We start from the raw sequence: 12,802 nt of genomic DNA on the forward strand, positions 1-12,802 counted from the left end.
AACCACTGATATGCACATGCCAGATAATCATTTCTGAAATTGGTCTAAATGCCTGCCGGTACGAAAATCGCTATTTATTCCTGCAAGTTATAACAAATTCCTTTTTGTTCATTTAAAAGGTGATAACGCCTGTTTACTATCATTTGGACATCCATACTGCTAAACCGCCATGCGCGGGACGGATTACACATAAGAATGATTGTACTCAGCAATATTTCGAAGGTTTTTGACAACGGGAAGGTTGCACTCACTGCCGTTGATAACGTCAATTTGACGATAGAGCAGGGGCAGATATACGGCATTATCGGTTACAGCGGCGCGGGTAAAAGTACTCTTATTCGTTTGCTGAATGGACTGGAAAAACCCACTCGCGGCAGTGTGACCATCAACGGACAGGACATTTCTGCCGCAAAGGGCGAAGCACTGCGCCAGGCGCGTCTGAAAATCAGCATGGTCTTCCAGCACTTCAATCTGCTTTGGTCGCGCACGGTGAGTGAGAATATCGCGTTCTCAATGCAAATCGCCGGTGTGTCAAAAGCCAACATTAAGGCCCGCGTGGCCGAACTGGTCGATCTCGTTGGGCTGAAGGGACGCGAGAACGCCTATCCCTCGCAGCTGAGTGGCGGGCAAAAACAGCGTGTGGGGATTGCGCGTGCATTGGCCAATAACCCCGACGTATTGCTGTGCGATGAAGCCACGTCAGCCCTCGACCCGCAGACCACCGATCAAATCCTCGATCTGCTGCTGGACATTAACCGCCGCTTCAGGCTGACCATCGTGCTGATCACGCACGAGATGCACGTGGTGCGCAAAATTTGCGACCGCGTGGCGGTGATGGAGAACGGCAAAGTGGTGGAAGAGGGGGAGGTGCTGAGCGTCTTTACCCGTCCGCAGCAGCCTATCACTCAGCAGTTCGTCCGCCAGGTGAGCCAGTATGCCGAGGAAGAGACGTTTAATACGGAGCTGGCAGCTGACCTTGAAGGTAGCGTCATCAGGTTGACCTTTACGGGCCACAGCACCCATAAGCCGATCGTGGGCGAGCTGACTCTGCGCTACGGCCTGCCGTTTAACATTCTGCACGGAAAAATGACCCAAACGGCCCACGGCGTATTTGGGCAACTCTGGGTACACGTCGTGGCATCGGATGAACAACTGAGCAATATCCTCGCCGACCTGAAGCACAGCGATATTGAAGGCGAGGTAATTAAACATGGCTGAGACGCTTTTTCCTCATCTGAAGTGGGAGCAACTCTGGGCGGCGACGCTGGAAACGCTGTACATGACTGCCCTTTCCGGCGTGGCAACCTTTGTTCTTGGAATTGTCCTTGGCCTGGCGCTGTTTTTAACCGCGCGCGGCGGGTTGTTCCACAACCGCACGGTCTACAGCGTGATTTCAATTGTGGTGAACGTGTTTCGTTCTATCCCGTTCATCATTCTGATTGTGCTGTTGATCCCGTTCACGAAAACCCTTGTCGGCACCATTCTTGGCGCCAACGCGGCGCTGCCGGCTCTGATTGTCGGTGCGGCACCGTTCTACGCTCGCCTGGTCGAAATTGCCCTGCGTGAAGTGGACAAGGGGGTTATTGAAGCCACGCGCTCAATGGGCGCACGGCTGAGCACCCTGGTGTTTCGGGTTTTACTGCCGGAGTCATCACCTGCACTGGTATCAGGTATTACGGTAACGCTGATTGCGCTGGTGAGTTACAGCGCCATGGCGGGGGTGATTGGCGCAGGCGGTTTGGGAAATCTGGCATATCTGGAAGGATTCCAGCGCAACCATGGCGACGTCACGCTGGTGGCGACGGTGACCATTCTGATCATCGTTTTCATTATCCAGTTCTGCGGCGACGTCCTGACCTCACTGTTAGATAAACGATAATCTCTAATAACACACAGGAACCATCATCATGAAAAAAACACTGACACTGATCGCCGCAGCAACCCTGAGCGCCCTGAGCTTTGCCACCTGGGCTGATACCCTGACCGTGGGGGCATCCAACACGCCGCACGCCGAAATTCTGGAGCAGGCGAAGCCTATCCTGGCGAAGCAGGGTATCGATCTGGAGATCAAACCTTTCCAGGACTACATTCTGCCCAACACCGCGCTGGCGGGTCATGATATTGACGCTAACTATTTCCAGCATATTCCTTACCTGAACAGCGTGCTGAAAGATCACGCCGGTGATAAGGATTATGATTTTGTCAGCGCGGGCGCGATCCACATCGAGCCTATCGGGATCTACTCCAAAAAATACAAATCCCTGAAAGATCTGCCGCAGGGCGGCAAAATCATCATGCGTGATGCTGTATCTGAAGAGGGCCGCATTCTCTCTATCTTCGAAAAAGAGGGTGTGATCAAACTGAAACCGGGCATCGACAAAGTGACCGCGCGTATCAGCGATATCGTGGAAAACCCAAAAAAACTGCAGTTTACACCTAACGTGGAAGCCTCTCTGCTGCCACAGATGTACAACAACGACGAAGGTGACGCGGTCGTGATTAACGCCAACTACGCGATTGATGCGGGCCTTGATCCTGTACATGACCCGATTGCGGTAGAGAGTGGTGAAAATAACCCGTATGCCAACATCATTACCGTGCATCGTGGTGACGAGAAGAAGAAAGATATCGTCGCGCTGGTGAACGTTCTGCACTCCAAAGCGATTCAGGACTGGATCCGCACCAAATACAAAGGCGCAGTGATCCCGGTAAACAACTAATTTATTGATTTTACGAATGAAGCCCGGCGGGACTCTCGCCGGGCTTCTTTTTTGTATCCGGGCGATGAATCATTTAAGCTGAGAGTTTAGGGCAATGGAGTGATGACGATGGGTAATGTGACCAAAGACGAAGCGCTGTATCAGGAGATGTGTCGGGTGGTCGGGAAGGTCGTTCTGGAGATGCGTGATTTGGGGCAGGAGCCGAAGCATATTGTCATTGCGGGGGTGCTGCGTACGGCGCTGGCGAACCAGCGCGTAAAACGTAGCGAGTTAACCACCCAGGCGATGGAAACCGTGGTCAAAGCGCTGGCCGGTTGAAGCGCCAGCGTTTCGCAAGCTGCTCAAGGGAGCAGCAGAGCAGGTAATAGACCACACCCGTAAAGATAAAAATGGCTGCCGGGTAAATTTGCACCCGGTTGTTCACCTGGCCGGCCACCGTGGTGAGCTCAGGGACATTCACAATAAACGCCAGCGACGTATCCTTCAGCAGGCTGATAAAAATCCCCACCAGTGACGGCAGAATATTGCGCAGCGCCTGCGGCAGCAGCACGCGCGACAGCGTTTGCCGGGTACTGAAACCCTGAGACAGGGCGGCCTCGTACTGCCCTGAGGGTAAGGCGCTGAGTCCGGCCAGCACTGAATGCATAACCGAGGCCGCGGTAAACCAGGCCAGGGCCAGCGTGACGGTGAGCGCCCCCGGGAGATCGCCGCCGGTGATGAGCGGCAGCAGATACCACATCCAGAAAATCACAAAGATTAGCGGGATCCCGCGAATGAACTCCGCCCATACAAAGAGCGCCTTGCGCACAAGCCCCGTAAAACGCCAGGCCAGGCACGCGAGAGCAATTCCACCGGGCAGGGCGAGAGACGCCGCGCCCAGCGCCATCAGCAACGAGAGCAAGACCCCGCCAGGCTCACCAACTGCCGCACGTCCCCAGAGCAGGTAATCCAGGTTATCGGTAATGACATTAAGTCCGGCAAGCATGGTTTCTCCTCCCTGAGATTGGGCCGAGGCGCACCAGTACCGCCCCCATCAGCATACCGGTAAGCAGGTACAGGACGGTGCCGACGGTAAACGCCTCCAGCGCATGGGCGTTGTAGCTTTCAATCTGTCTCACCTGATAGGTCAATTCGGCAAAGCCAATGCCGCTGGCGAGCGATGAGAGTTTCATCAGATTGAGATACTGCCCGACAACGGGTTGCCAGGCGTTGGCCAGCCCCTGCGGCAGAAGGATGTAACGAAACAAGCGCCACGCGGAAAATCCTTGTGCGAGCGCCGCTTCCCGTTGCCCGGCAGGGACTGAACGTAGTCCCGATGCCACTTCCTCAATCAAGAAAGCCGAGGTGAATACGCCTAACCCCCATGCAGAGCATAAAAACTCGGGGGTAAACCACCAGACGTCACCGGGCAAAACGGACCAGCGGTGATCCGCATTCACGGCATCCCGGAACGCATGCGGTAACCCGTTCCAGGCGGCGAAATACCAGAACAGCAGTTGCACCAGCAGCGGTGTATTGCGAAACAGCGACACCCAGCTACTGACGACCGCGTTCCCGACACGTCCACCCGTCAGGCGCAGAAGCAGAAAAAGCAGCGCGAGCAGGGTTGCCAGCAGCATCCCCGCGAGCGTCACCCACAGGGTGGTGAGAAATCCGGATACGATCCACTGCAGGGGCTGTCCGGTCAGCACGCCCTGCCAGTCAAGTGCGGGCATTAGAGATGCTCCTGATGCAGCGGGTTCAGGACTTTTTGCAGGAATCGCTGAGCGCGTGGGTGCGACGGTTGCCTGAAAAATTGCTCCGGTGGCGCGGTTTCAAGAACGTGCCCGGCGTCGATAAACACAATCCGGTCGGCAATTTCCCGGGCAAATTGCATCTCATGCGTCACCACAATCATGGTAATCCCGCTGTGCGCAAGCGCCTTCATCACGAACAGCACTTCGCCAATCATCTCCGGGTCAAGCGCGGAGGTTGGCTCATCGAACAGAATGATTTGCGGTGAAGAGGCCAGCGCGCGGGCAATCGCCACGCGCTGTTGCTGACCGCCGGAAAGTTCGGCAGGGAAATGGTGTGCTTTTTCCAGCATCCCCACCTTTTCCAGCAGTGCCAGCGCCCGCGCCTGAGCTGGCTGGGCCTTCCAGCCGTGAACATGCTCCAGCGCCAGAGTGATGTTTTGACTGGCGGTGAGGTGGGCGTAAAGATTGAACTGCTGAAACACAAACCCGACGCGGCTGCGCAACTGACGCAGCGCGGTACCGGAGAGCCGTCCGGTGGGCTTGTTATCGATCAGGATCTCGCCACCGCTCAGGGTTTCAAGCTGATTGATAAGCCGGATCAGGGTGGATTTTCCGGAACCCGAAGGCCCGAGAATGGCCACCACTTCACCTGGCGTGATGGTGAGGTTAATGCCCTTTAAGACCTGATGGTTACCGTAATGTTTCTGCACATCGCGAAACTCGACGCTGGCGTGTTCCAGATGTGAAAAATCCGCGGCACCGGCCGCGGAGTGTGAAAAAAGCGCTGAGAGCATATTACTGAGCTTCTATTTTAAAGGCACGAGGCTGTGGGGAGGGGGTATCCGGACCGAACCAGACGTCATAGATTTTTGCCGCCTGACCGTTCTTCTCAAGGTTAACAAGCTCGTCGTTGACGGCTTTCAGCAGTGCGGTTTCGCCTTTTTTTACCCCCACGCCAATCTCTTCTTTGCTGAGCAGATCGGGCAGGATTTTGAAGTTCGCCTTGTCCGGCGCCTGCGCCAGCAGACCGGCCAGAATCGTACTGTCCTGAGTGATAGCCTGCACGTTACCGTTGCGCAGGGCCGTCAGCGCCAGCGGAATATCGTCATAAGAGAGCACGCGGGCGTGCGGGAAACGCTGGTGCAGCGCCTGTTCACCCGTTGTGCCTTTTACCGCGCCAATGCGCGCCCGGCTATAGGCATCAAGCGTATCGGCAGCTTTTACCGGTACCAGGAACTGCTGGCCGGTCACGAAATAGGGAAGGGAGAAATCAACCACCTGCGCCCGTTCCGGGGTAATGGTGATATCTGCCACAATCAAATCTGCCTTACCGGACTGCAGGAGGGGAATGCGGTTAGCCGGGTTGGTGGCGACCAGTTCAAGCTTCACGCCAAGTGCACTGGCAAGCGCTCTGGCGAAATCGACGTCGTAGCCGACAATCTCATGGGTCTTTGCATCGATGGAGCCAAACGGCGGATTGGCATCAAAGGTGGCAACTTTGACCACGCCTGCGGCTTTAATATCCGCCAGTTGATCGGCCTGCACCTGCATCGAGAACAGACCGCCTGCCGCCAGTAAGCCCAGCACCAGTGTCCTTTTTTTAAACCCTTTCGTGTTTGTTGCCATAGTGATTGTTCATCCCGTTGTTTTTGTTTTACCCCGTTACGCTCCCATAAGCGAAAGCTCTCGCCAAATAAGAAATCGTTCTTTGCAATAAGCAAAAAAGCATTAGTGAAGAAGGTGTTAATGGCGAGTAAAAGAATGGAGGGCTATTTGCAAATCCTGCACATCGACAGTGGATTTTGGTATTTCCCCTGTGCGGGTGTTGGGTGTTTAACTTAGGGCAAGTGAAGCGAAAGGGGGAAAGACGATGAAAAAGTGGATAAACACGTTACGGCGGTTTTTTGCGACCCGACCAGCGAATGCGGAGAACAGCGCGCAACGTGTTCTTGAGTCCGTACTGCCTGTCGCCAGCCTGTATGGCGTAGACGTTGCCAACATTGATCCGGAGTGGTTCCATGATAAGACGTCACGCTGAACTGCGCCGCACGCGCGAAATGTACTGGAATGAGCTGTGCGAAATTTTGTTCTGACAACGGTTAACTGCTAATGTCGGCAGGATGAATCTCCTGACCCGTTAATGGAATGAATAACACTCTTTTCAGGCGCACGGTTATTGTCTGGCTGCTGGCGTGCCTCATCAGCGGCGTTTTGCTTTATGCCGAACAGATCCGCCGCCAGTTCTGGGAACGCGATCGTGAGTTTTCGACACGCTATTCCACCCTTAGCGCCGTGCTGACGCAAAATGAATCTGTTTTGCCGTTACTCAACGGTGAGGAAGACCTCGCGGCTCTGCGCAAAAAATTCCCGCACATCCTCGCCCTTGAGAAAACCTCAGGCCGTGCGCTGAACGCTGCCCGTGTGGAATCGACCCGCGATTATCAGTACTGGCTGTATAACCCCTGGCGTCAGATCCGCGTACTTATCGATCTTGCGCCGCTGCTCAGCACCCAACATACCTTTGATGCACTTGCCATTCGCTTCAATGACGCAGATAACGCGCCCCCTGCCGGGGCTTTCTGGCACTGGCAGCGGACCTTCACGCAACCCACACAACCTTTTACCCTTATGGCCACGGCAAAGCCGCACTGGCTGGCCGTCTCCTGGTGGGTATATCCGTTCCTGTTCTTCGGCTGGGCGGTGCTTATCGCCGCGGCCAGCCTGCTGCTCTGGCAACGGCGGCAGCGCCAGCACGCCGAACAGCGCGCACACTATTACCAGCATGCAAGGCTCAACACCCTGGGAGAGATCACCGCTGGGATCGTGCATGAGATTAACCAGCCGCTGACTGCCGTTCAGACCTGGATTCAGGGTGCTCAGCGCCAGCAACAGCAGGCGAATCCGCAGGCCGTATCGCAGGCGCTGGCTGCCGCGCTGGTACAAACCCAGCGTATCAGCGCGCTCTTAACCCGCTTTCGCGAACATGTGGTTCAGGAAAAAGTCACCTTGCGCGATATCGACCTGAAACCGTGCTGGCAGCAGGTGGTCGATCTCCTGGAACATGAACGCCGCTCTGAGCATATCGCGGTGAGCCATGCGTTCGCGGCAGGTGCCACGCGGGTTCTGGCAGACCGACTCTGGCTTGAACAGGTGCTGCATAATCTGCTCAGTAATGCCATTCAGGCCCAGCAAGAGTGCGCGCAAGGGTGGGTGAAAATAACCAGCGAGAAACGGGAAAACTGGATTTATATCACCCTCACCGATGGAGGACCTGGCTTTAGCCCGGAGGCCTTGCAGAACGCCTTTATGCCGTTTTACAGCGGGCGGAGGGAGGGAATAGGGCTGGGAATGACGTTAACGGAGTCATTGATGACGCGCATGAACGGATCAATTACGCTGGGCAATGCGCCCCAGGGCGGGGCGCAGGTCCGGTTAAAACTGGCGAGTGGAGAGGTAAATACGCGTGGATAACACAGTCTGGCTGATTGATGACGATGAATCCATCCGTGAGTCGCTGGCCTTCTTACTCTCGGGAATGGGCTGGCAGGTCAATGGGTTTGAAAGCGTTGACGCGTTTACGTCAGCGCACGGTGGGCGCGCGGCGCTCGTCGGCTGTTTGCTGCTGGATATGCGCATGCCGGGAAAAGGCGGGCTGACCTGGCTGGAGGAGGGCAAATGGCCCTGGCCGCTGTTGCCGGTTATCGTCATGACCGGACACGGCACCGTTGATGCCTGCCGCCGCGCCTTTCGCAATGGCGTCTTTGAATTTTTCACCAAGCCGCTGGATGCCGATAAGCTCATTGAAACGGTAGGGCTCGCCTTCGAAGAGAGCCAGAGACGACTGACCCGCTGGCAGGAAACGTCGCGGATTAAAGCGCGTTTCGAACAACTGACGGCGCGTGAGCACGAGGTGCTGGCGGTGCTGATGGAAGGATGCAGCAATAAAGAGGTGGCCCTGCAGCTGAACCTCTCGCCCAGAACGGTTGAAGCGCACCGGGCCGCGGCGTTCGCCAAGCTTGGCGTGACCAGCCTGGTGCAGGCAATCCGCGATTACGACAAATTACAATCCGTATAACTACCAGGATAATTGCGTAATCAACCGAATTACGCTTCATCGCGCGTCTGAGTACGATCGAACGGTATTCAATCATTCGAGGACGTGCGATGAAAAAAGTAATGATGGCAGCCGCGCTTGTCGCCGGTAGCGTAAGCCTGACGGCACAGGCCGACGCATTGAACCAGAAAAATCTCTCCCTGGCGCAGGCCAACGCGCTGGCGACCTCCGCCATTCAGGCCTGCGTAGCGAAAAACTACCAGGTGACGGTCACCGTGGTGGACCGCGCCGGTGTGGTCAAAGCGGTGCAGCGTACCGACAATGCCGGGCCACACACGGTAAAAGCCAGCGAAATGAAAGCCTATACCGCGCTGAGTGCAAAAAATGCGTCAGGCAAGGTTATGGAAGCCGCGCAGAGCAATGCCGGCGCACAAAACATGCGTGATATTCCGGGCTTCCTGCTGCTGGCCGGTGGTCTGCCGGTGAAAGAGGGGGATGAGGTGATCGGCGCAATAGGGATCGGCGGTGCGCCGGGTGGTCATCTGGATGAAGCGTGCGCGCAGGCGGCGATTGACGGGCTGAAGAAATAATATAAAAAAAGCACCGGGTTTTCCGGTGCTTTATCATCAGATCTTGCAGGCATCACCGCAGTCGTCATCGGCGATAATCGACTGCGCTTTTTTATCAGCGTCGTCGAGACGTTCCGCGTTACGCTCTTCAGCTTCATCCAGCCCGTTAAAGACCAAGTTTTCGAGATCAATTTCCATATGGCACCTGCTTTGTTCGGTTTTTGATACTGGCACAGTATAGGGCAAAAAGAGCCGGCAATGTACCGCGCAGCACATAACGATAATCCCTGCCATACTCAGTGCTTTATCGCTGAGGAGATCTCATGATTACACTGTGTAAAACCTGCGGTACCTCTTATGACGCAACGCCGGCGCGATGCCCTGTGTGCGAGGATGAACGCCAGTATGTTCCGGCCAGCGGCCAGGCGTGGAGTGATTTTGCGACGGTGACGGCCACACACAGCAATAAATGGCAGCAGCTTGAGCCGCAGCTGCTCAGTATCAAAACGGTGCCCGCTTTTGCCATCAACCAGCGCGCGCTGCTTCTGCGTACCCCCCACGGCAATATCCTTTGGGATTGCATTGCGAATCTCGACCCGGCAACCAGAACCATCATCACGGCGCTCGGCGGCATCAGCGCGATCGCGATTTCACATCCTCACTACTACACCACGATGCAGGAGTGGGCCGGGGCTTTCGATGCGCCGGTTTACCTGCACGCGAACGATCGCGAGTGGGTTATGCGCGACAGCCCGATGCTCCACTTCTGGCAGGGCGATACGCTGGACATTTTCCCCGCGGTAACGTTATTACGTCTCGGAGGACATTTCGCTGGCGGAACGGTGCTGCACTGGCAGGAGGGTGGTGGTCTCTTGCTGGCAGGCGATATTCTGCAGGTCACGCCGGGCAAAGATGCCGTCTCGTTTATGTGGAGCTATCCGAATATGCTGCCGTTGCCCGCCCGCAGCGTCGAAGACGTGACCGGGCGGCTGGTGGGGAAAAAATTCGCTCGCCTGTACGGCGCTTTTGAAGGGCAAAATATCCTGGCGAATGCGGATGAGATTGTGCAGCGGTCGGGCCAGAAATATATTGCTTGTCTGAAGTAAAGTCCGGTGGGTAAACTTTACTTGTGTGATCCCGATCATACCTAAACTAAAACAGATAAAAGAGAAATTGCTATGCAACATATCATTGAAGGTTTTCTCAGCTTTCAAAAAGAGATTTTCCCGCAACGTAAAGAGCTCTTCCGCAGTTTAGCGTCCAGCCAGAATCCCAAAGCGCTGTTCATCTCATGCTCTGACAGCCGTCTGGTCCCAGAACTGGTCACTCAGCAAGAGCCAGGACAACTCTTTGTCATTCGTAATGCTGGCAACATCGTGCCACCGTTCGGCCCTGAGCCAGGCGGTGTCTCCGCAACGATTGAATACGCGGTTGTTGCGCTGGGCGTGACCGATATTGTTATCTGCGGCCACTCCAACTGTGGGGCGATGAAAGCCATTGCCGACAATGCGGACCTCGAACCTATGCCGGCGGTTTCTCACTGGTTACGCTATTCCGATGCGGCAAAAGCGGTGGTTGAGAAGAAAACCTGGGATAAGCCAATCGATAAAGTGAATGCGATGGTGCAGGAAAACGTGTTTGCGCAGCTGAGCAACATTAAGACTCACCCGTCAGTGGCGGTGGGCCTGCGCAACAACGCCATCCGTCTTCACGGCTGGGTGTATGACATTGAAAGCGGCAAAATTCTTGCACTGGATAAAGAGACGAAAACCTTCGTCTCTTTATCCGATAACCCGCAGGTTTACTTCGAGTAATCCCGCGTTGCAGGGCACGGATGCCCTGTCAGTCATCACTGTACGGTAATTTCCTTCTTGAACCCGATGCGGTTTTCTCTGCGGCTTTTGCCATCGCCTCTGCTATCTCTGCACATTCCGCCAGTCCCTGAACAAAAGGGCGATCGTGCATCAGCCACGGGATTGCGCCAAATGCAATGCGTCCGCGAAGCGTTTCCGGCGCTTTTAACGTGTAATCCTCGCCAATATCCGGGATCTCATCGCCCGTCGCCTGTAGCTGCTTGCGCAGCGTAGGGAAGGGCAGATCTTTTGTTTTAAGCGGCTTTTGCCCGCGGGCATCAATAAAAACGTCGAAACGGTAGGTCGTCTCTTGTGTGGCGATGACCGTCTGCGCGCTGCCAATATCCAGCGTGTAATCATCACCCAGCGCCACAACACTAATGATGCCGGCCTCACGAAGCGCGAGAAGCCTGCGAATCGACTGCGGGGGAATGGCGGCATAGTTGTCGATAAAGACGCGTGCCAGCCCATTTTTAAAGCGTTCAGCGTCCTTTTCGGTAAGATGAGGAACCATCTCCTGGACCACTTCATGCAGCCGAAGCACGGTGTAGCGCCAGGCCACCGTGCGCCGGTCACGTTTGTTCCGCTCGACCTCATTCAGGTTCTCTTCAGCCCAGGTAAACGGACCGTGCTGTTTTCGATCCTCAAACCACGCTTCGCGAAGGCTGTCCGCCGTCTGAATGCGCAGCGATATTTTCTCACACCAGGCCGGGTCGGCGAGTTCAAGCTCTTTCACCATCAGGGCGAAAATGCGGTCAAGCAGACCGTCTGATCCTTTGGCGATTTCGGCTTCGAGTACCGATTCGGTTAATACCGACAGCGGTTCGTACGGAATAGGGCAGTAAAAATCGGCCTCTGGCAGAATCCCGGTCCTGGACATGAGTACAATTTTTAACGCTTCACTTCCTTTATCGAGGAGGAATGTGTCGTTGCGAAACTCACCGTGCTGCATGACCACGGCCATCGCCGCGTCCAGCCCGCTTAAGGATGTTCCCATAATACCGACGCGGCAGGGGCGGATGCGGGCATCCATCAACCCTGACCACGGGCTTGGGAAATACGCGCGCGTGGCTTCCTCTTCTTCTGGCCAGACATGCCCGGTGGCGATCACGGCGAGATCGAATCGTTCCGGAAACGGCGTCTCATTGACCGAAAGCGTCACGCCGGAGGAGGACGGGGCAACATCGGTGACGGTGGCAGACGTGTGGATCTCAACCTGAAATCCCCGCCTCTTAGCTTCCTGGACTATCGTCTGGAAACTGTCGCGAAAATACTCGCCCAGCAGAATACGGGGCAAAAACTGTCTGTCATGCAAGGTGGCTTTATCAACCTTAAAGCGCGCCAGATGGGCTTCACTCTGGCGCTTAAGCCAGTCGAGGTAGGTCATAAAAAGGGGCGGGATTTCAATGCTGGCAATGTTGGCCAGCATCAGGCGAGAGTTATCGTCGTCGTTGTAGGGCATTCCCACGCCAGCTTCGTCTGCCTCTTCAAAAACGGAGACAGAGAGCGGCGACGCGTTCTTAAGAAGAGAATAAAAGGTGTAAATCCCTGTAGGGCCGGAGCCGATAATGGCGATTTTCTTCATCGACAGTCTTCCTGTTTTTTTTCCATAAGAAAAGCGTAGCAGGAGAATAATGATGAAATTGGGGTATTAAGAAAAATCAGGGCTTAAGAAGAGGATTTGCACCATTTCAGGACTGAAATGGTGCGTCCGAGTGGACTCGAACCACCGACCCCCACCATGTCAAGGTGGTGCTCTAACCAACTGAGCTACGGACGCAGAATGGTGCGTTCAATTGGACTCGAACCAACGACCCCCACCATGTCAAGGTGGTGCTCTAACCAACTGAGCTATGAACGCAACGTGTTG

At 55.3% G+C, this 12,802-nt stretch carries 16 protein-coding genes and 2 tRNA genes; 10 read left to right on the forward strand and 8 right to left on the reverse strand.

Annotated features, from left to right (window positions below):
- Nucleotides 1-195 precede the first annotated feature (195 nt).
- The 4 genes from AM379_RS17745 (at nt 196) to fumD (ending at nt 3,038) form a co-directional block, all read left to right on the forward strand.
- A complete protein-coding gene (locus tag AM379_RS17745; RefSeq protein WP_106503978.1) occupies nt 196-1,218 on the forward strand; it encodes a methionine ABC transporter ATP-binding protein in 1,023 nt (340 codons plus the stop codon).
- Nucleotides 1,211-1,879: a methionine ABC transporter permease gene (locus AM379_RS17750; RefSeq protein ID WP_020884356.1), complete on the forward strand. Its 669-nt coding sequence runs from the start codon at nt 1,211-1,213 to the stop codon at nt 1,877-1,879. The genes AM379_RS17745 and AM379_RS17750 overlap by 8 nt, the downstream gene beginning before the upstream one ends.
- Nucleotides 1,880-1,907: 28 nt before the next feature.
- Nucleotides 1,908-2,720, forward strand: a complete 813-nt coding sequence (locus tag AM379_RS17755) for a MetQ/NlpA family ABC transporter substrate-binding protein (RefSeq protein WP_014169750.1) — start codon at nt 1,908-1,910, stop codon at nt 2,718-2,720.
- Nucleotides 2,721-2,828: 108 nt separating this feature from the next.
- Nucleotides 2,829-3,038 (forward strand): fumarate hydratase FumD, encoded by a 210-nt coding sequence (fumD, locus tag AM379_RS17760; RefSeq protein WP_014831602.1) that lies wholly within the window; start codon nt 2,829-2,831, stop codon nt 3,036-3,038.
- Here the strand turns inward: fumD and AM379_RS17765 are convergent.
- The 4 genes from AM379_RS17765 to AM379_RS17780 are packed head-to-tail and all read right to left on the reverse strand — an operon-like array spanning nt 3,019 to nt 6,082.
- Nucleotides 3,019-3,705 carry an amino acid ABC transporter permease gene (locus AM379_RS17765; protein ID WP_106503979.1) on the reverse strand — a complete coding sequence of 229 codons (687 nt, stop codon included), beginning with the start codon at nt 3,703-3,705 and terminating at the stop codon, nt 3,019-3,021. The two genes, fumD and AM379_RS17765, sit on opposite strands and share 20 nt — an antisense overlap.
- Complete coding sequence (locus AM379_RS17770) at nt 3,689-4,435, reverse strand: amino acid ABC transporter permease (RefSeq protein WP_106503980.1); 747 nt, start codon at nt 4,433-4,435, stop codon at nt 3,689-3,691. Before AM379_RS17770 ends, AM379_RS17765 begins: the two co-directional genes overlap by 17 nt.
- Nucleotides 4,435-5,250 (reverse strand): amino acid ABC transporter ATP-binding protein, encoded by an 816-nt coding sequence (locus AM379_RS17775; protein WP_014169754.1) that lies wholly within the window; start codon nt 5,248-5,250, stop codon nt 4,435-4,437. Before AM379_RS17775 ends, AM379_RS17770 begins: the two co-directional genes overlap by 1 nt.
- A gap of 1 nt (nt 5,251) precedes the next feature.
- Nucleotides 5,252-6,082 carry an ABC transporter substrate-binding protein gene (locus tag AM379_RS17780; protein WP_106503981.1) on the reverse strand — a complete coding sequence of 277 codons (831 nt, stop codon included), beginning with the start codon at nt 6,080-6,082 and terminating at the stop codon, nt 5,252-5,254.
- Nucleotides 6,083-6,326: 244 nt separating this feature from the next.
- Between AM379_RS17780 and AM379_RS24210 the strand changes: the two genes are divergently transcribed.
- The 4 genes from AM379_RS24210 (at nt 6,327) to AM379_RS17795 (ending at nt 9,100) form a co-directional block, all read left to right on the forward strand.
- On the forward strand, nt 6,327-6,494 hold the full coding sequence (locus AM379_RS24210) for a hypothetical protein (RefSeq protein WP_014169756.1): 168 nt from the start codon (nt 6,327-6,329) through the stop codon (nt 6,492-6,494).
- A gap of 107 nt (nt 6,495-6,601) precedes the next feature.
- A complete protein-coding gene (locus AM379_RS17785) occupies nt 6,602-7,927 on the forward strand; it encodes a sensor histidine kinase (RefSeq protein ID WP_106503982.1) in 1,326 nt (441 codons plus the stop codon).
- A complete protein-coding gene (locus AM379_RS17790) occupies nt 7,920-8,531 on the forward strand; it encodes a response regulator transcription factor (RefSeq protein ID WP_044867548.1) in 612 nt (203 codons plus the stop codon). Before AM379_RS17785 ends, AM379_RS17790 begins: the two co-directional genes overlap by 8 nt.
- A gap of 89 nt (nt 8,532-8,620) precedes the next feature.
- On the forward strand, nt 8,621-9,100 hold the full coding sequence (locus AM379_RS17795; RefSeq protein ID WP_020884350.1) for a GlcG/HbpS family heme-binding protein: 480 nt from the start codon (nt 8,621-8,623) through the stop codon (nt 9,098-9,100).
- Between the two features lie 36 nt (nt 9,101-9,136).
- Here the strand turns inward: AM379_RS17795 and AM379_RS17800 are convergent, their stop codons facing one another.
- Nucleotides 9,137-9,277 (reverse strand): hypothetical protein, encoded by a 141-nt coding sequence (locus AM379_RS17800; protein WP_020884349.1) that lies wholly within the window; start codon nt 9,275-9,277, stop codon nt 9,137-9,139.
- A 125-nt stretch (nt 9,278-9,402) separates the two neighbouring features.
- Between AM379_RS17800 and AM379_RS17805 the strand changes: the two genes are divergently transcribed.
- Complete coding sequence (locus AM379_RS17805) at nt 9,403-10,185, forward strand: MBL fold metallo-hydrolase (RefSeq protein ID WP_106503983.1); 783 nt, start codon at nt 9,403-9,405, stop codon at nt 10,183-10,185.
- 72 nt (nt 10,186-10,257) lie between these two features.
- A complete protein-coding gene (locus tag AM379_RS17810; protein WP_014169762.1) occupies nt 10,258-10,893 on the forward strand; it encodes a carbonic anhydrase in 636 nt (211 codons plus the stop codon).
- A gap of 28 nt (nt 10,894-10,921) precedes the next feature.
- Here the strand turns inward: AM379_RS17810 and AM379_RS17815 are convergent, their stop codons facing one another.
- The 3 genes from AM379_RS17815 to AM379_RS17825 form a co-directional block, all read right to left on the reverse strand.
- On the reverse strand, nt 10,922-12,517 hold the full coding sequence (locus tag AM379_RS17815; protein ID WP_106503984.1) for an FAD-NAD(P)-binding protein: 1,596 nt from the start codon (nt 12,515-12,517) through the stop codon (nt 10,922-10,924).
- A gap of 118 nt (nt 12,518-12,635) precedes the next feature.
- A tRNA-Val gene (locus tag AM379_RS17820) sits at nt 12,636-12,712 on the reverse strand.
- Between the two features lie 4 nt (nt 12,713-12,716).
- Nucleotides 12,717-12,793, reverse strand: a tRNA-Val gene (locus AM379_RS17825).
- Between the last annotated feature and the right edge of the window lie 9 nt (nt 12,794-12,802).

This window comes from Enterobacter cloacae complex sp. FDA-CDC-AR_0132 (assembly GCF_003010695.1).
GTDB lineage: Bacteria > Pseudomonadota > Gammaproteobacteria > Enterobacterales > Enterobacteriaceae > Enterobacter > Enterobacter ludwigii.